This is a genomic window from Anoxybacillus suryakundensis (assembly GCF_001418025.1).
GTDB lineage: Bacteria > Bacillota > Bacilli > Bacillales > Anoxybacillaceae > Anoxybacillus > Anoxybacillus tengchongensis.
This window is the reverse complement of the sequence record NZ_LIOK01000011.1, coordinates 27,212-45,753: the sequence shown is the minus strand read 5'-3', so window position 1 is coordinate 45,753 and position 18,542 is coordinate 27,212. Positions and strand designations below refer to the sequence as shown.

The 18,542-nt window shown below is 42.7% G+C and carries 15 protein-coding genes; 9 read left to right on the top strand and 6 right to left on the bottom strand.

The annotated features are described in order from the left end of the window. Positions 1-11: 11 nt before the first annotated feature. Positions 12-1,850 carry a stalk domain-containing protein gene (locus ASC42_RS09340; RefSeq protein ID WP_082435714.1) on the bottom strand — a complete coding sequence of 613 codons (1,839 nt, stop codon included), beginning with the start codon at positions 1,848-1,850 and terminating at the stop codon, positions 12-14. Between the two features lie 91 nt (positions 1,851-1,941). After that, complete coding sequence (locus tag ASC42_RS09335) at positions 1,942-3,864, bottom strand: 5'-nucleotidase C-terminal domain-containing protein (RefSeq protein WP_055441511.1); 1,923 nt, start codon at positions 3,862-3,864, stop codon at positions 1,942-1,944. Between the two features lie 185 nt (positions 3,865-4,049). Between ASC42_RS09335 and ASC42_RS09330 the strand changes: the two genes are divergently transcribed. The 3 genes from ASC42_RS09330 (at position 4,050) to ASC42_RS09320 (ending at position 8,738) form a co-directional block, all read left to right on the top strand. Further along, positions 4,050-6,272, top strand: a complete 2,223-nt coding sequence (locus ASC42_RS09330; protein ID WP_055441510.1) for a S8 family peptidase — start codon at positions 4,050-4,052, stop codon at positions 6,270-6,272. A gap of 265 nt (positions 6,273-6,537) precedes the next feature. Then, positions 6,538-7,980, top strand: a complete 1,443-nt coding sequence (locus ASC42_RS09325; protein WP_055441509.1) for an N-acetylmuramoyl-L-alanine amidase — start codon at positions 6,538-6,540, stop codon at positions 7,978-7,980. Between the two features lie 11 nt (positions 7,981-7,991). Next, positions 7,992-8,738, top strand: a complete 747-nt coding sequence (locus tag ASC42_RS09320; RefSeq protein ID WP_245191172.1) for an S-layer homology domain-containing protein — start codon at positions 7,992-7,994, stop codon at positions 8,736-8,738. Positions 8,739-8,756: 18 nt separating this feature from the next. Here ASC42_RS09320 and ASC42_RS09315 read toward each other — a convergent pair whose 3' ends face one another. Beyond that, positions 8,757-10,100 carry a SpoIID/LytB domain-containing protein gene (locus tag ASC42_RS09315; protein ID WP_245191171.1) on the bottom strand — a complete coding sequence of 448 codons (1,344 nt, stop codon included), beginning with the start codon at positions 10,098-10,100 and terminating at the stop codon, positions 8,757-8,759. A gap of 2 nt (positions 10,101-10,102) precedes the next feature. Further along, entirely contained in the window at positions 10,103-10,321 is a 219-nt protein-coding gene (locus tag ASC42_RS09310) for a hypothetical protein (protein WP_055441507.1), read from the bottom strand. A 225-nt stretch (positions 10,322-10,546) separates the two neighbouring features. Here ASC42_RS09310 and ASC42_RS09305 point away from each other — a divergent pair, with 225 nt between their 5' ends. After that, positions 10,547-11,599, top strand: coding sequence for a glycosyltransferase family 4 protein (locus ASC42_RS09305; RefSeq protein WP_055441506.1), 1,053 nt, complete (start codon positions 10,547-10,549; stop codon positions 11,597-11,599). A gap of 31 nt (positions 11,600-11,630) precedes the next feature. On the opposite strand, the gene ASC42_RS09300 is transcribed toward ASC42_RS09305, so the two are convergent. Beyond that, positions 11,631-12,650: an LCP family protein gene (locus ASC42_RS09300; RefSeq protein ID WP_055441505.1), complete on the bottom strand. Its 1,020-nt coding sequence runs from the start codon at positions 12,648-12,650 to the stop codon at positions 11,631-11,633. Between the two features lie 92 nt (positions 12,651-12,742). Next, entirely contained in the window at positions 12,743-13,381 is a 639-nt protein-coding gene (locus tag ASC42_RS09295; RefSeq protein ID WP_055441504.1) for a YigZ family protein, read from the bottom strand. Between the two features lie 197 nt (positions 13,382-13,578). Between ASC42_RS09295 and ASC42_RS09290 the strand changes: the two genes are divergently transcribed. The 5 genes from ASC42_RS09290 (at position 13,579) to ASC42_RS09270 (ending at position 18,490) form a co-directional block, all read left to right on the top strand. Further along, complete coding sequence (locus ASC42_RS09290) at positions 13,579-14,742, top strand: sensor histidine kinase (RefSeq protein WP_055441503.1); 1,164 nt, start codon at positions 13,579-13,581, stop codon at positions 14,740-14,742. Beyond that, positions 14,739-15,419 (top strand): response regulator, encoded by a 681-nt coding sequence (locus tag ASC42_RS09285; protein WP_055441502.1) that lies wholly within the window; start codon positions 14,739-14,741, stop codon positions 15,417-15,419. Before ASC42_RS09290 ends, ASC42_RS09285 begins: the two co-directional genes overlap by 4 nt. A gap of 99 nt (positions 15,420-15,518) precedes the next feature. Continuing rightward, the gene (locus ASC42_RS09280) at positions 15,519-16,361 is read left to right on the top strand and encodes a DegV family protein (protein ID WP_055441501.1); all 843 of its coding nucleotides are present in this window, start codon (positions 15,519-15,521) and stop codon (positions 16,359-16,361) included. 123 nt (positions 16,362-16,484) lie between these two features. After that, complete coding sequence (locus ASC42_RS09275) at positions 16,485-17,825, top strand: ATP-dependent helicase ComFA (RefSeq protein WP_055441500.1); 1,341 nt, start codon at positions 16,485-16,487, stop codon at positions 17,823-17,825. Beyond that, positions 17,822-18,490 (top strand): ComF family protein, encoded by a 669-nt coding sequence (locus ASC42_RS09270; RefSeq protein ID WP_055441499.1) that lies wholly within the window; start codon positions 17,822-17,824, stop codon positions 18,488-18,490. Before ASC42_RS09275 ends, ASC42_RS09270 begins: the two co-directional genes overlap by 4 nt. The last annotated feature ends 52 nt before the right edge of the window (positions 18,491-18,542 follow it).

The window sequence follows — 18,542 nt, the reverse complement described above, 5'->3', positions numbered from 1 at the left end:
GACATCCTTTTTCACCTCACCGTCGAAACTTCGATCCCAAGCGGCAGTGCGGCCCCGCCTGCATGCATTAGTTCAAGCGAAAGGACGTCTTGACTTGAAAAGACGGTGTAGTCGATGTAGGCGGATTGGGTAATCGGTTGAAGCGGTGGGATGAGATAAACGACACCGTTTATTTTGATGCCCCCACAATAAGCGCCCCCACGTCCGCTAAAACGAAGGCGAATCGTTTTAGTTTCTCCGGTTTCGTTTTGGATGTGGAGCGATAGACGATATGTTAAGCCGTAATGACCAGGGTTGTGCACGGTTTCGTTCGGATTGCTTAATGCATTGGAAACGGAAAGAAGATGATCCGTTTTTCCGTTTGATATACTGTAAGCAACAGGTTCGCTATCGATCGTATATGTCGGCAATGACGCTTCTAATGTCGTTCCCTTCCATACGCCGCGCGGATGAGTCGCATAAGAATCAAGCGGTGCGAGCGTTGGAGAGATTGTTGAGAAATTAGCAGATGAATTGGTGACAACTGTGCGAATGCGATAGTCTGCCGTGCCGCTTTCTTGTTGTACAGTAAAGTCATATAAAAAGCCGAGCAGTTGATTGTTTGAAACATCAAATGCTTGAATGACTGCACTCGCTCCTGCTTTCACTTTTATTGTTGGAACGGTTGCGAACGATTGGCGCAACACCGCCTCAGCTAGTGGTAATCCAACATCATAATGCCCCCAACTGTTTGGACTTGTTCGATATGTTCCTCTTATATTCGTGACGACCATATCGCTAGATGAACGGTTGTCGATCATTATTGCAACTGTCGCATGAGTGCCTAAGTTATTCACGTGCCAACCAAATACGCGATGCTCCATCGTTTGAAGTAATCCTTGCACGTGATCAAGCGCTAACGTCGCTTGTCCATTTGGTACAGAAGCGGATGTCAACACTTCTGGATTGTCACTTATTAATAGACGACGGTCATCAGCCATTTTTGGTGTTGTGACGTGCTGTGGGACAATCATAGCTGTTTCGTTGACGGGCAGTAACGGACTGCGAAATGTCGTTCGTGGAATAGAGAAAAATAAATCGTTATTTCCGTTACGAGTCATTTGCGCGCCAAACACGGTCATGATCCACGAAGCAGATACGTACCATTCGTCGTTCAGTCGAATCGGTGCGAGTGGTGCTACAACTTCTTGGTCATCAACAATAAATTGTTTTTTTCCTGCGAAAATGGTCAGCTGTCCACGGGATAATCGCACGGTTAATGATTCATCTGTTTCGATCCAATCGGCATTTACATCAATAGCTGTTAATAAGTTTTTTAATGGAATGTATGTATATAATCCATCTGTCATCGTGTTGTTTGTAATTTTTGTCTGATTGACATATACTGCTCCCTTACTTGTTTGTAAAGTTGCCCACGAGATGCGCACATCTTTTCCCGTCCATTGAACATGGGCATCGAGCGCCTCAGCGACAAAACGAATAGGGACAAATGTGCGCCCTTTGTAAATGATCGGTGGGGCGTCAAGTGTAACGGTTTGCTCATTTATTGTCGCTGTGGACGATTGAACAGTAAGAAAAATAACCTTTTTGTTTTTTTGAACGGTCACTTGTTTTGTGTTTGCATTCCAAAAAACATTTGCCCCCATCGTTTGAGCGATCGCTCGAAATGGGACGAGAATACGATTGTTCACCATAATGGGCGACGCATCTGTTTGTAGTGCTTTTCCGTTTGAAATGATTGGGACATGTACAGGTCGAATGCTTGTTGCCTCCGTAGATGTCGCCATCGTTGAAAAACTAATGAGTGTAACGAGTACATATCCAATAATTTTTTTAAACAAAACTACCACTCCTTCCCAACACATTATACCATATCATTTCCTTTTGTCACGTATTTTGGGATTTAACGTAAAAAAGACGCCCGTTTGGACGTCTTTTTCGTTATTGATTCGCTACTGTAATTCTACCTTCTACCGTTGGAATCGGTTTTTGTGATTGTAAATAGTTGATCACGACTGTACTTAATAATTCCCCGCTATCAAATTCAAGTTTACTTGTTTTAAACATATCATAGCCGTCGCCGCCTTTGGCGATAAAGTCGTTTGTTGCGACGGTATATGTTTTTGCTTCATCAAGCGGCTGTCCGTTAATTTGAACGGATGTCACACGTGAGCCAGCTGGTTTCGTCGCATCGAACGTGAAGCGAATGCCTGAAACGTGTGGGAAGCCACCGTTTTGGTCAGGATAGAGACGGACGCCATGTTCAAGCGCTTTTTTCAAATCGGCGCCGCTCATCGATACTTTCACAAGCGTGTTTGCAAACGGTAGCGTCGTTAAAATATGATTGCGTGTGACGTCCCCTTTTGGAATGGAAGCCCGAATGCCGCCACCGTTTGTTAGGGCAACATCAGTTTGAAGCGTTTGGCGCATCGCATCAGCAATGAGGTTGCCGAGATTTGTTTCTTTTGTGCGTACGTTTGCACGTTCACCGTCTAAGCTGACGTCAATTGTTGCGATCACTTGTTGTAAAGTAGCATCGATATTGTTTTTGTACGTGTCAACGATCGCTCGAACGGTTGTGTCTTCTTGCTTTGTTGCGCTGTCACGATATAAGAAGCCGTTGACGCCAATAAGTTTGCCTTTATAGAATAATAAGTTTGTTTGTCCGAGTGCTTTTCCGTATTCAAACGCTTGGGAGACGTAAGCGTATTTAAACTTTTTCGGTGCTTCAATTGTGTCGTGGCTATGACCACCGAGAATGACGTCTACACCAGATACGTTGTTAGCAAGTTTCTCATCTGTTTGTAAACCAGCGTGAGATAATACGACGATATGGTCAACCTTTCCTTTTAGCTCGCCTACAAGTTGTTTTAATGTCGCTTCTTCATCTGCGAATGTGATGCCGACAATGCCTGCAGGATTCGTTTTTACAGCTGTATCTGTTGCAGTTAAACCGACAAGCGCAATTTTTTTGTTGCCGACTTGTTTAATCGTATAGGCAGGTAAAAAAGGTTGTCCGTTTTTATAAATGTTTCCGCTAACGACTGGAAATTGTACAGCTTGTTTTAACTCAAGCAAACGGTTTTGACCGTAGTTAAAATCGTGGTTGCCTGGAACCATCGCATCGTATTTCATCGCATTCATCAAGTCAACGACAGTTTGCCCGCTATTTAAGTTCACGTATGTCGTGCCGTGGAACGTATCGCCTAAATCGACAAGGAGCGTTTGTTTATTTTTTTGGCGCGCATCTTGAGCAATTTTTGCGATTTTAGCAAAGCCCATTTCACCGTTTTGTGCGTTGGCGATTATGCGTCCGTGCGTGTCGTTTGTATGAATGAATGTAATTTTTTCAATATTTGTTTCGTATCGCTTAAGTATTGCTTTAGTTTGTTCTAATGTGAGCCATTGTTGCGGTCGAATTGTTTTATCACTATATCCTTGAAGTAAACCAAGATGAAGTGCTGCAGCAAGTGACTGTTGTGCCCACGGTTTAATAAATTTTTCGTCTTTATACAGTTTAAATACGTTCGTTGCGTAATGATGACGAAGTTGTAACGAACGAATGAGAAAGACATACGCTTGTTCACGTGTTATTTTTTCGTTTGGCGCAAATGTTGTTTCCGTTTTTCCACTTGCGATGCCGAGGCGAATAGCTGCTTCGACGTATGGCGCAAGTTGCGGATCGACGTCTATAAAGGGAAGTTCTTTCACTTCGCTTTTGACATCGACGCCAAGTGTTGTGATAAGTTGTTGCACAAATTCTCCGCGCGTCACATGCCCGCTTGCTTCCGATGTTTGCGGTTGGAGAACGAAGGCAACAGCAAACATACAAGCAACGATGAGCCATTTTTTCATTTTATACATCTTTTTTCCTCCTCTACTTCATTATGAATCTTCTTCATTATAACAAAATTCTACAAATCTTTTTTTACTAAAATATTAAAAAACTATTATTTTTCAGTGAAATTGCTATTTTATTTAGTTGCGATTTTTGTCTATTCATGTCGTGTTTGGAACGATACAATGAAAGTGCATAGGAGGTGATAGGGGTGAGCAGATGGTTATGGATATTATTAATTTTTCTTTTTATTCCACAAGTCGTTTGGGCGAGTGAAAAAGAAGAGTGGATCGTTCAAGTTCAACGGATATCGGACGTTGTATATCTTCAACCGTACGTTGTTGATACGATGGGGACGTTTGCGAAAGTTGCATTAACAGAAGAGGAACAAAAAGCGGTATCACGTTTGCCATTTGTTTTGAAAATGGAAAAAAATGATGTGAAGCGGGCAGCTATTGATGATCCGTTACTTTCTGAGCAATGGTCTTTGCCACTTATTCATTGGTCTATGCCTTCGCTGACATCTGTGAATCGACTAATCGGTAAACAGATGGTAGTCGATGGACAAACATACGTGTACGATGGTGAGCCGTTTTACGGTGAACATATCGTCATCGCGCTTGGCGAAGAGAAATTATCCCGTCTTTCTGTCACGGTCGATCATATCGAAGGACCATGGCGTATAGAGGTACAAGATGAAAAAGGTGACATGTTAGGGAAAAATGAAGGAGAGCTTTCTCGTTTAGATGTACTCATCCCCCGTTCTTCTTCAACGATTCATCTATACGTGACAGCGCGAAATTGGACAAAAGCCCCACGCATTGTTGAGGTGAAAGGGGTCGACCATGTTCTTGTTGCGGTTGTTGATTCTGGGATTGTGCTGCATGAAGATTTAAGCGACCATGTGTTATATAGCGTAAGTGTCGATTATGCAGAAAAGAAGCGATATGCTGATGATACGTTTGGGCATGGGACGCATGTGACTGGCATTTTAGCTGCGCGTGTCAATAACGGAAAAGGAATTGTCGGGCTGATCGGTGATGCACCAATTGATATTTTACCAATTAAAGTGCTAGATCGTTATGGAGTCGGCGGTGATTTTGAAATTGCAAAAGGAGTAAAATATGCACTTGACCAAGGGGCCTCTGTTATTAATTTAAGTTTAGCTGGTCAAGGAGAGACGGAAGTGTTAAAGTCGGTCATCGAAGAAGCAGTAAAACGAGGTGTACATGTTGTTGCCGCCGCAGGAAATAGCCATATGCCGACAACAAACATTTATCCAGCAAGCTACCCTGGGGTCATTACTGTTTCAGCGATCGATCGAAAACAACTGCCGCTTTCTATTTCAAATTATGGTTGGGACGTGGACGTGAGCGCACCAGGAGATTTTTTAATGAGCACATATTTGTCTGGGTATCGGACGATGCGCGGAACGTCGATGGCAGCACCGCACGTTTCGGCATTACTTGCGATGTTGCAGGCGATGTATCCAGAAGAAGATGCGATTCAACTTCGGAAACGTTTATGGAAAACAGCAAAAGATGTGTATTGGCGTGGATATGATATATATACCGGACATGGAATGATTCAATGGCAACGGGCAATGACGTTATCTGCTCCATTAGGTATTGACTGGTTGAATTTGCAGCCGGGGCAGCCAATTGAAAAACATCGTACGTATGTTTTAGGTTTGTCTTCTCGATTTGTTGGAAAACAAGGTCATCTTTTTGTGAACGGAAAGCTCGTTCATTCGTTTCGTATAGATGGAGAAATGATGTCTTTTCGTTTGTTCGACATCGTTAAACAACAAGGAGATGTAGCGGTTGTCATTACCGATGATCAAAAACGGGTCGTCGCCTATGACGTTCATTCTGTTCCCATTCGTTCGACAACGTTTTCCGATGTGAAAAAGACGTATTGGGCATATGATGCGATCATGCAAGCCCAGCAACTACAGATTGTACGTGGACTTCCAGACGGCTTGTTTCATCCAAACGATCCTGTCACACGTCGACAAAGCATGGTTATACTTTCTCGTCTATTTGGTTGGGAGGCGCCATCTATTTTGCAATCTCCTTTTGTCGATGTGCCATTAACGTCAGCTGATGCACTTGCTGTAGCAACGGCTGCGGAAAAAGGAATTGTGAAAGGAAATGGGGGACGGGCATTTTTACAAGAGCAACTGACGCGTGGACAAATGGCTTTACTACTTATGCGTGCGCTTCAGCTCGAGAATGAGCAGATTCGCTCCGTTTATCCGTTTCGAGATGTGAAGCAACAAGATGTGTGGAAAGCAGTGCAATTGCTAGCGGAACGAGGATTGATTGCAAAACATGCCTTTTTCCGTCCGAATGATCCGATCACGAGAGCAGAAATGTGTGCCGTACTTATCCGCGCTTCTTCATTTTTTCGACAAGATTCGACAAAACCATAATAAAAAAAAGCCCCGCCATTTGGAAACGGCGGGGAGGCTGACTTAGCAACCAAAACCTTATCGCATAAATAAGTATAGCCTTTTTATTTTAAAAAATCACTACAAAAATCATAACTTTGTTGTATAAATTTGTCTTTTTGTGTCGTTATTTGTCGAAAAAGATCGAGCGATTTGTCGAATAGAAAAATATGCTTTGACGGGTATGGAAAAGGTTAGGATTGTTTGTTATGCTTAATGGTAGAAAAATGTCGAAAGGGAGAAGAAGATGCTGGGGAAACGTCACGTATATGGTTGGTTCATCGTTTTTCTTGCTTTTTTTTCTGTTGCTTCACCTAGTTGGGCAAATACAGAAGTAAAGCAAGGAGGGCGATTTGTCGATGTTGGGGACGATCATTGGGCAAAAAATGAAATTGATTTTTTAGCAAATGCACAAATTATTAACGGCTATCAAATGGGACAAACGGTACAATTTCGTCCTGCACAAATGGTGACAAGAGCAGAAGCGGCAAAAATGATCGTCAGCGCTCTTGGGCAAACGGAGTGGAAAGATGGAACGTTGCCGTTTCAAGACGTTCCACTAAATCATTGGGCGCGTGGTTGGATCGCACGCGCAGTGCAACTAGGCGTGATGGGGGGAGACGGCACGACAAACTTTCGTCCGAATGATGGGTTGTCACGTGCTGAAATGAGCATCGTTCTTGTCAATGCTTTTTCGCTCCCGAGTAAAGGAGCAGCGGTAGAGTCTGCCGCGGTATTTAAAGATACGGCAGGGCATCGGGCGTTAGCGCATATTAATCGCTTATATTATCACGGTATAGCGAATGGACGGGATGGGCAATTTTTCCCGAAGGATGCGATTTCGCGTGCTGAATTTGCAACATTAGTAGCTCGAACCATTAACGATCAATTTCGTTTGCCGTTACCTGATTTAATCGAACAAGGAAAAACAAATATTCAAGGAACGGTGACAATTTCTTCGCTTAACGTTCGACAAACGCCGTCAACGACTGGGACGCTTGTCGGAACGTTGAAAAAAGGACAAGTTGTTGATGTATACGACATAAACGGATATTGGGCAAAAATTGCGTATAACGGTCAGTTTGCTTACGTGCATAAAACGTATTTAAAACTGCGGAATATAGCAGGTTCCCCTGTGAAAGGGCGCATTATCGTCGTTGACGCAGGGCATGGTGGAAAAGATCCTGGTGCGATCAGCGGAGGAGCGAACGAAAAAACAATTGTGCTTGAAGTAGCGAAATTGTTAAAAGATAAACTTGAAAAAGCAGGCGCAACGGTTGTCATGACGCGGGAGACCGATGTGTATCCGACGCTGCAAGATCGGGTTGATATTGCAAAAAATAACTATGCTGAAATGTTTGTCAGCATCCATACAAATTCAGCGACGAACACAAGTGCAAAAGGAGCGGAAGTGTATTATGATTCATTAACGAATCCGAATGCTGAAGAAAGCAAAAAATTGGCGCAATACATTCAAGAGGAAATTGTCCGTATGGCAAATATGGTCGATCGTGGTGTAAAAAATAGCGGTTTGTATGTTTTACGTAACAATAGCGTAACAAGTGTGCTCGTTGAACTTGGGTTTATTTCGAATGCTGAAGATCGTGCTAAGTTGACGTCGGCAGAATATCAAAATATATATGCAGAAGCGATTTATCAAGGTATTGTGAAATATTATACAGCACAATAGGAGGTGACGTAGTGAAAAGGTGGATCATCTCGACTGTTTCTGTCGCTATGTTGTTATTGACAGGTTGTGAGCAAGAACATGCAGGGGCAAGTGAAGAACAAGAAATTGCGACAGCACCATGGACGGAACAGCAATTGGCAGATACGAATAGCCGTTTAAATCAAATCGATGAAAAAATAAAACAGTTAGACGAACAACTAGCAAAAATAAAAACAGCTGCGGAATCGCCGCAAGTGTTTAAAGACGTTCCGCTCGGTCATTGGGCGTATGTCTCCGTCACTCGTTTATACCGTCAAAATATCGTTGGGGGTGTGGGTGATGGTTTGTTCGCTCCAAATCAAGCGATTACGCGCGCGCAAGCGGCTGCGATGCTTGTAAGAGCATTCCAACTGCCGCTATCAAATAAGCCATCGATTTTTGCGGATGTACCAAACTCTCATCCGTTTGCACGTGAAATTATGACCGCATATGAAGCTGGTTTTGTTGGGGGGTATCCAAACAATCGGTTTGCACCACAAGAATCGATGAAGCGAAAGCATATGGCGATGATTATTCAACGCGCTTTTCGCCTGCAGGCGACATCAGCACCGTATGCAGGTTATAAAGATGTGACAAACGGAACCGAAGGAGCGCTAGAAATTCGCATTATTTCTCAACATGGCATTGCAGAAGGAAGCAACGGCTATTTTTATCCTGAGCAAGCAACAAAGCGCGCTCACTTTGCGACGTTTATGGATCGTGCGCTTCAAAATAAATAGGCTGTGCATGTGCACAGCCTATTTGATTTTTTTCACTTCAATCCCTTTGTAGTAATACTTTAAAATTTGGTCATACGTAAATCCTTTTTCGGCCATCGAGCGCGCTCCCCATTGACTCATGCCGAGTCGATGTCCCCATCCATTCCCTGTAAATGTAAATTCAGTTGGGGCAGTTGGATAGTACATCGTTCCATTTTCTGTACGAATCGAAGTATTTCCAGTTGTAATTGTCATTTGTCCATTATTTGTTTGAAGCGCATAGCCAACAATATGATCGACTGTTTGTTCTGACCCATCTGCCCGTTTCACTTTCACGTTTGCATTTCCATTGACATCGAAGGCAATACTTTTTAATGAAATGCCGAAAAATGAACGAAACGCATCAGCTGATGAGACGAAAGAAGGGCGAGCTTGTACGATGCGCTTTTGTCCTGTCGCTGGATTGTATACGGTCGCTTCCATTTGTTGAACGCTTCCTGCATTTGTTTTTTGTGTTACACGAAGTGATACGACTTGTTCGTTTGTTAGCTTAAATCTTGAAGATACTGTATTAGCTACTACTTTTGCGTTCCACCCATAATGTGGATTGCTTCCATGACGATCATATGGATCAGAAACAGAACGAATATAAGGAACGGCGTTACTCCATACATTTTCGCTATGTTCTGTGTTTCCACCAGAACTTGAGTGGAAATACGCAGAAATGGGTTCATTTTGATACGTTGCATATACGCCTGCTGTTTCATTGACGGCTGCTGTTGACGTTGCTTGTTCTTTTGATTTTCCGCCGTACACTTGGCTTGCGACTGTCATTTGTAAAAATGATGTATTTTTTAATTGGGCATATGCATAGCTACGAGCCGCCACAGCTTGTGCTTTTAACGCTTCTTTATGCCAAGATGACGGCATTTCTCCTGGAACGACACCTTTTAAATAATCTTCTATATCTAACGTATTAAATAAGTTTGGTGCTGTCGTCCCTGGGGTTATTTCAAATGAACCGCGATATTTCACAGGTGCTGATGTGCCGTTCGCTTGTTGAATGCTACCGATTGTGACGTCATGTTGATCGTTTCTTGTCACTTCATCTAATAAAAACCCGCTTGTTGATGTGTAAGAAGTACCGTTGATCGTAGCGACAACCGCCCCATTCGTTTGGGAAAAGGCAATGGGATTTGTAAACGGAATAACTTGTTTCGTTTTTAAATCAATGAGCTGATAGTTTCCATTCACTGTCGCAAGAAACGTCGCTGTCGGCAATAGCTTTACCTTTACAGGAGTTGGATATGACGCCGCATCAACGGATGTTGGGATAAAGAGAAATAGACTGAAAGCAACTAAAATCCATCGAATGCGTTTCATCGTCATTTCGCCGCCTCTAATTGTTGTTTTAGTTTTTTTACTTCCTGCTCAAGTTGTTGAACGCGTTGTTCAAGCTTAGTGACTCGGTCATTTAACGGATTCATTTTTGATAGCACCCATTCGACGCTTGCTAACACAGGTTCGCTATTTGCTAGCGCTTTTGATGCAGATACGGTCAACATCGCTGCGAGAAACATCATGACGATCGTTCTTTTTTTCACCGGTTTTCTCCTCCCTTAACTCTATCTATCTCACATTATAACAAATGATTTCAACAAAAAGGACGAAAATGTAACAAAATTCTAGTTTTCTATTTTCCATTTGTCGATTTTAAAATTTATGGTATAATGTCTGATAGGTTTGTGAGAAAAGATGGTAGAAAGTGTTACTTTTTAAACGATAATGGATTAAAAAATCGGGAATGCTAACGAATAGGGAGGTTTCCTATGGTTTATTTCACCTTGTTTCTTTGTTTTGTTGTAGCTGTGCTAATTACGCCTGTTGTCAAATGGTTGGCGTTTCGTGTTGGTGCAACAGACAAGCCGAATCAGCGGAAAGTGCATCAAAAAATTATGCCACGTTTAGGCGGATTAGCGATCTTTATTAGTTTTATCGTTGGTTATCTTGTATTGAAACCAGCTAGCCCATATGCGACAGCGATTGTTATTGGAGCGACGATCATCGTATTAACGGGCGTGCTTGATGATATATATGAGTTGTCACCAAAATGGAAGTTGCTCGGTCAAATCATTGCTGCCATTGTTGTGATATATGGTGGCATTCGCATTGATTTCATTAACTTGCCGTTTGGTGGCCATTTAGAATTTGGATTATTAAGCATCCCGATTACGATGCTTTGGATCATTGGAATTACAAATGCGATTAACTTAATTGACGGCCTAGACGGTTTAGCCGCAGGCGTATCGTCGATTGCGCTCGTAACGATTGCCGGAATGGCAGCGACAATGGGTAATACGTATATGTTCGTTTTTGCCATGAGTTTATTATTGCTCGGAAGTACGCTCGGCTTTCTTTTATATAATTTCCATCCAGCGAAAATTTTTATGGGCGATACAGGGGCGTTATTTTTAGGCTATATGATTTCGGTGTTATCGCTTCTCGGTTTTAAAAATGTTACAGTGTTTTCGTTGATCATTCCGATTTTGATTTTAGGGGTGCCAATTTCGGACACGCTGTTTGCGATTGTGAGACGCATCGTCAACAAACAGCCGTTATCGGCGCCAGACAAATCGCATTTGCATCACTGTTTATTGCGTCTCGGCTATAGTCATCGTCAAACAGTGTTAATTATTTACGGCATGGCAGCGATGTTCGGTGTGTCTGCTGTCGTGTTATCGAAAGCGACGATGTTTGGGGCGTTGCTCGTTATTGCGTTCGTTTTACTTATCGTTGAACTTGTGGTTGAGAAAATTGGGCTTGTCGGAAAAGACTATCGCCCGCTACTGAAAATGGTTCGCGGAATGAGGAAAATTTCATAAAACAAAGAGGGTGTCTCGCGAGACACCCTCTTTATTGTTCTTGAGCGAACTGTTCTGTTTGTGCTTGGTAAGATGATACATCGAGATGTGTTTTTAACGTTTGTTTAATTTCATCTACCGTTGTTTCATCAAGTCGATAATAATACACCCCGCTAATGCGTGCGTCTTCTCCTTTAAGATGGAGCGTTTCAATGTTTGCCCCCGTTCCTTTTGTCGCGTAAGCAAAGAAACCTTTCATTTCTTCAAATGTTAAGTTGGTCGTCATATTTTTACCGACAGCTTCCATGATATCGTCAAATTTCGTTAATGAATGAACGCTCATCGCTTTTTTGAAGATCGCCTTCATTAGTTCTTGTTGCCGTTTGCCACGTTCAATGTCATTGTCATATTTGCGTGTCCTTGCAAGTGCTAACGCTTCTTCGCCGTTTAATGTTTGCACACCTGGTTTTAAATGAATGGCGTTTTTGCGGTCTTTTGAGTCCATTTCGCGAATTTCATAAGGGACATCAAACTCAATGCCGCCAAGTTCATCGACGACATCGACAAACGCCTCAAAATTCATTTTGACGTAGTAATCAACTGGAATATCAAGCAATTCCTCGACTGTTTCGACTGTTGCTTTGACTCCACCGTATGCATGGGCATGAGTAATTTTATCGTATTTTTTTTCGATTGGAATATAAACGTAAGAATCGCGCGGAATGCTAAGCAATTTGACTGTTTTATCTTTGACGTTAAATGTCGCAAGGACAAGTGCGTCGGAACGTACGGCACCCATTCCTTTCTTTTGTCGAATGTTGCTGTCATCTACGCCAATAAATAAAACAGAAATGTTGTCTGAGTTTGGATCCACTTCTTTCATTCGCTTTTCTGACTTTTCTCGTCCATCGATTTGTTCAAATGATTGCTGGATGACGGATTGCGCTTTATTGAAAAGAAATGTTGCGTATGCTCCCCCACCGATAAGAAGTAGAAGTAATGGAAGCAAGACAAAGGTCCATATTTTTTTTCGCTTTTTCTTTTTTTTCATATATGCTCGTCTATTTTGCATAGTCGTTCCCCTTTTTTAAAAGTTCAACAAATATCGACATGTAAACAATCATCATTTTACAAAATTTTTATGCAGTCGTAAACGAAAATTTTTTACTCCTTTACATCAAACTCGACATATACATGTTCGCCTTCTGCGATGGTGCCTCGCCCATTTGTCAACTCTGTCATCCATGAGTAGAAATCATCTTTTTGTTTTTCTTCCACATATGTGTCAATAGTCACGTGCTCTGCATAATGCATGTTTTTGATTGTATATGTGGAGGCGCGCAATTCGTTTTCGACTTTGCCAAGCCATGTATAGTCAATCGTTGTATGCATGATACGCATAAGTTTACGTTCGACGATGCCTGCTGCTTTTAGCCCTTCGGTTACCGCTTTGCCGTAAGCGCGCACAAGGCCGCCAGCGCCGAGTTTAATGCCGCCGAAATATCGTGTGACGACAACGACCGTATTTTTTAGCTTTTTCTTTTTTAACACTTCGAGCATAGGAACGCCTGCCGTACCGCTCGGTTCTCCGTCATCGTTCGCTTTTTGAATATGGTCATGCTCGCCAATGATATACGCAGAGCAGTTATGTGTCGCATCCCAATGTTTTTTCTTTATTTGTTGGATAAAGCGAACGGCTTCTTCTTCTGTTGTCGCGCGTTCGACATAACAAATGAAGCGCGATTTTTCAATGACGATTTCTGCCTCTCCATATCCTTTCACCGTATAGTATGCCTCTAACAAAGCGTAATCACCTCAAATGCTTATTTGGAATGTTGTGCGTTTTTTGTCGAAAAATGCTGATGTAAATAGACGAAGCGTGTTATAATAAAAATTATAAGACGATATGTCAAATGTTCAAAGTAAGAATAACGTTCGAATAAAAGTCAGAAAAGTCATTTTTGTTGACTTTTGGTCATTTTTTTCTTTAGGTGGTGTATATGTCCAACAAGAAAATAAACGCAAAAGAGCTGGATCGAATTGTAAAAAAAATGATTGAAGCTGTAGATGAAAGTAAAGCGGAAATTTTTCATATTAGCGAACAATCACGGAAAGAACATGAACGTCTCCTTGAAGAGCTACGACGAACGAAAGAAGAAGTGCAACGCGTTATCGCTCAAACGGACAATTTAGAAATGAAAGCACGTTTAGCGCGACAACGATTATCCGATGTTAGCAAAAACTTCTCGTTTTATACGGAAGCTGAAATTCGACAAGCGTATGAGAAAGCGCATTTGCTACAAATGGAACTAGCGATGGCGCAAGAAAAAGAAAAGCAGTTGCGGCAACGTCGTGATGATCTAGAAAGACGGCTCGCCGCTGTGAAAGAAACGATTGAACGAGCAGATCATTTAATCGGACAAGTGACCGTTGTGCTTAACTATTTAAATGGAGATTTTCGCGAACTGAGTGAATTTATTAATGGTGCGAATGAAAAACAAGAGTTTGGACTTCGGATTATTGAGGCGCAAGAGGAGGAGCGAAAGCGTCTGTCGCGAGAAATTCACGATGGACCCGCGCAAATGCTTGCGAACGTCATTATGCGTTCCGATTTAATTGAACGCATTTATCGCGAGCGTGGTGCGGAAGAAGCGATTCGTGAAATGCGCGATTTAAAAAAAATGGTTCGCTCCGCGTTATATGAAGTGCGCCGCATCATTTACGATTTACGTCCGATGGCACTTGATGACCTCGGTTTAATTCCGACGTTAAAAAAATATTTACAGACGATCGAAGAATATCATAAAACAACGATTACGTTTACATATATGGGAGAAGTGAGACGGTTATCTGATCGCTTTGAAGTTGCTATTTTTCGTCTCGTGCAAGAAGCTGTGCAAAATGCGCTAAAACATGCGGAGGCAAAAACGATCCAAGTGAAAATAGAGCTTAAAAAAGACAGTTTGCTCATTGTCGTGAAAGACGATGGTAAAGGATTTAATCCGAATGAAAAAAAAGAAAAAGCGTTCGGATTAATGGGCATGCGTGAGCGTATCGAATGGCTGGAAGGAAAATTACATATTTACTCGCAACTTGGACGCGGAACAATTGTTACGATGCATATTCCGCTCCAAAAGACAGCAGGGAAAGGGGAACAACAATGAAAACGCGCATTGTTTTAATTGATGACCATAAATTGTTTCGAGAAGGAATTAAACGTATTTTAGATTTTGAACAAGATTTTGAAGTCGTCGCAGAAGGAAGCGATGGCAATGAAGCGCTAGCGCTTGTGGAACAGTATAAGCCAGACGTTGTCATTATGGACATTAATATGCCACATGTAAACGGTGTAGAGGCGACACGCCAGCTCATCGAAGCATATCCAGATACAAAGGTTATCATTTTGTCGATTCATGATGACGAAAGCTACGTCATGCATGCTTTACAAACGGGTGCGATGGGCTATTTATTAAAAGAGATGGATGCCGATGCTTTAATTGAAGCGGTTCGTGTCGTGGCAGAAGGTGGATCGTATTTACATCCGAAAGTTACACATAATCTTGTGAAAGAATACCGTCGTCTCGTTGCAGGAGAGGGAATGGAGAAAGAGAAGCAAAACCAAGATGTGTGTCGCCCGTATCATTTATTGACGCGTAGAGAATGTGAAGTATTGCAGTTATTGGCAGACGGAAAAAGCAATAAAGGTATTGCCGATGCGCTTTATATTAGTGAAAAAACGGTTAAAAACCACGTTAGCAACATTTTACAAAAATTAAACGTGAACGACCGTACGCAAGCGGTTGTTGTTGCGATTAAAAACGGCTGGGTCGAAGTGAAATAAGGTTGTCGAAATCGATTCGACAACCTTTTTCAATGCAATCGTAGTTATAATGTAGTACAATGCAAATAGGAAAAATTTTGGACAAGGAAGGTAAGAGCGATGAAGACGGCGATTTTAACGGATAGTACAGCGTATATCCCTAAGCATATTCGCGAACAGTTGAATATACATATCATTCCTTTGAGTGTCGTTTTTGGAACGGAGACGTATCGAGAAGAAATCGATATAAGCGCAGAAGATTTTTTTGATAAAGTGAAAACAAGTGAACAACTGCCGACAACGTCTCAACCACCGATTGGTTTATTCGTTGAGACGTTTGAACAGCTGTCGAAACAATACGATGCGGTCATTTCGATTCATTTATCAAGCGGCATTAGCGGAACGTATCAAGGAGCGGTTGCGGCTGGTCAAATGGTCGAAGGCATCCGGGTGTATGCATATGATTCAGAAATTAGCTGCATGGTGCAAGGATTTTATGCGATCGAAGCAGCCGAAATGGCGCAAGCAGGTATGCATCCAGAGGCGATTATTGCGCGGTTAGATGAAATGAAACGATCGGTGCGCGCTTATTTTATGGTCGATGATTTATCGCATTTGCAGCGTGGTGGGCGGTTAAGCGGCGCACAGGCATTGATCGGCAGCCTCCTGCAAGTTAAACCGATTTTGCATTTCGTTAATAAAGTCATCGTTCCGTTTGAAAAAATTCGTACACGTAAAAAAGCGTTACATCGCATAGAAGAACTATTTGCTGAAGATGCGAACCTTGGCGTTCCTATGCGTGCGGTCATTATTCATGCGAACCGTGAAGAAGAAGCACGCGCATGGAAAGAAAAGCTCGAGCAACAATATCCGCATGTTGAATTTTTCCTTAGCTATTTCGGACCTGTCATCGGCACGCATTTAGGAGAAGGTGCAATGGGATTTGGTTGGTATAAAAAATAAACAGGAATTTTTTTTGATTGGCACGAATATATGAAGTGGGCGAAGGTCCACTTCTTTTTTAGTAGCTTACCATCAGTCGTCGGAAGGAGAATCTCCATAAGCAAACTTTTTTCCTGATCGGAGGTGGTTCGTTTGCGTTTAGAAGGAAAACAGCTATTGAAGTCTGAGCTGTCTTTTCCTTATGATGAACAACACGTTCAAATTGTACCAAGCGTTGTGAAAACGAAACGCGGGTATATGTGCGTCCGTTGCAACAACGATGATCCTCAGCTTTTCGCTTCTTTTCCGTGCTCCCGTTGTGGACGAATATGTACGTATTGTCGAAAATGTATCATGATGGGGCGATGTAGCGAATGTAATCCGCTCGTCATTTGGACTGGCCCTACTTCTCCCACCTCGTTCTCTTCACCGCTACAATGGAGCGGTCAATTGTCTCCCGCGCAACAACTCGCATCCGATGAAGTTTGTCATGCGATTGATCGAAGCGACTCGTTGCTCGTTTGGGCGGTATGTGGAGCGGGAAAAACGGAAGTGCTATTTGCAGGAATCAATATGGCGCTGTCGCAAGGAAAGCGTGTTTGCATTGCTGCTCCGCGCACCGATGTTGTATTGGAGCTAGCTCCGCGTTTGGCGAGTGTATTTCCGTCGGTCGATATGGCGGCATTATATGGCGGCAGCCAAGACCGTGGCAAACTTGCTTCATTGACGGTGACGACGACGCATCAATTGCTTCGCTATTATCACGCTTTTGATGTGATGATTGTCGATGAAGTTGATGCGTTTCCGTATAGCTTTGATCCGATGCTTTCATACGCCGTTGAACGCGCCCGAAAACCGACATCTTCCCTCATTTATTTGACCGCAACCCCAAATGAACAATGGCAACGTGAAGTAAAAAGCGGAAAACGAAAAGCGGTGACGATTCCTGCGCGCTATCATCGTCGTCCACTTCCTGTTCCGACATTTGAATGGTGCGGAAATTGGAAAAAAAAGTGGCGTAATCAACGTTTGCCATACTGTGTCGTGCAATGGGTAAACGAGCATCTCGAAAGAAACAAACAAGCCTTTTTATTTGTCCCTCACATCGACTTTTCACAACAAGTTGTCCCATATTTCCAACAATTTCATCCGCGCATTGAAGGCGTGCACGCCGAAGATCCGAAACGAAAAGAAAAAGTGCTTGCGTTTCGACGTGGGCAAATTCCACTTCTTGTGACAACAACTATTTTAGAGCGTGGAGTCACTGTCCCGAACATTGATGTCGCTGTATTAGGTGCAGAACAACCGATTTTTACAGAAAGTGCGCTTGTGCAAATTGCAGGACGCGTCGGGCGAAGTGCTCAGTATCCGATAGGTGATGTGCGCTTTTTTCATTTTGGAAAAACGAAAGCGATGATCGCCGCCAAGCGTCATATTGTACGCATGAACGATGAAGCACGAAAGCGAGGGTTGCTTGACGAATGAAATGTTTGATTTGTCATGATGAATGGGTGCCAGCGATGTCGTTTGCGCTGCTTTTAACGCTTTGCCAAGCGGATGTTTGTTGTCCGCGTTGTCGAGCCCGTTTTATTCGTCTTGAGGGAAATCGCTGTGAACGATGTAGCCGTTTAAGCGATCAAGCGATATGTGAAGATTGTATCGGGTGGGAAAAACGAAAAACGGTGTTGAAACAAAACGTCTCGGTGTATATGTATAACGATTGGATGAAAGAAATGATGAATCGTTTTAAATTTCGTGGCGATTATGCGCTTATTGAAGCGTTTCGTCACGATGTTCGCGCCGTTTTTTCTAAACATTTTTCTTCCGATGTATGCCTCGTGCCCATTCCTCTTAGCCCTTCTCGACTAGCTGAACGCGGATTTAATCAAGCGGAGGCGATCGCTTCCCTTTTGCCATTGCCGATGATTTTTGCTTTGCGACGTATCGATGATGAAAAACAATCGAAAAAAACGAGACGTGAACGTTTCACTGGACGGAAGTTTTGTCTCACCGGAGAAAATGTGGCAGAAAAGCGCATTGTGATTGTGGATGATATTTACACGACAGGCGCAACGGTGCACGAAGCAGCAAAACTTCTGTATGACGCAGGTGCGCGCGATATTTGTTCGTTTACTCTTATCCGTTCATAGTTGGGAACAAAATCCCATTGAAAAGTGCGCAACGATGGTCGATATAAAAAGT

Coding starts and splice junctions, on each gene's coding strand:
- ASC42_RS09280 (WP_055441501.1), top strand. CDS start 15,519: ATGAAGACGGCGATTTTAACGGATAGTACAGCGTATATCCCTAAGCAT.
- ASC42_RS09325 (WP_055441509.1), top strand. CDS start 6,538: ATGCTGGGGAAACGTCACGTATATGGTTGGTTCATCGTTTTTCTTGCT.
- ASC42_RS09300 (WP_055441505.1), bottom strand. CDS start 12,650: ATGCAAAATAGACGAGCATATATGAAAAAAAAGAAAAAGCGAAAAAAA.
- ASC42_RS09290 (WP_055441503.1), top strand. CDS start 13,579: ATGTCCAACAAGAAAATAAACGCAAAAGAGCTGGATCGAATTGTAAAA.
- ASC42_RS09315 (WP_245191171.1), bottom strand. CDS start 10,100: ATGAAACGCATTCGATGGATTTTAGTTGCTTTCAGTCTATTTCTCTTT.
- ASC42_RS09285 (WP_055441502.1), top strand. CDS start 14,739: ATGAAAACGCGCATTGTTTTAATTGATGACCATAAATTGTTTCGAGAA.
- ASC42_RS09305 (WP_055441506.1), top strand. CDS start 10,547: ATGGTTTATTTCACCTTGTTTCTTTGTTTTGTTGTAGCTGTGCTAATT.
- ASC42_RS09270 (WP_055441499.1), top strand. CDS start 17,822: ATGAAATGTTTGATTTGTCATGATGAATGGGTGCCAGCGATGTCGTTT.
- ASC42_RS09335 (WP_055441511.1), bottom strand. CDS start 3,864: ATGTATAAAATGAAAAAATGGCTCATCGTTGCTTGTATGTTTGCTGTT.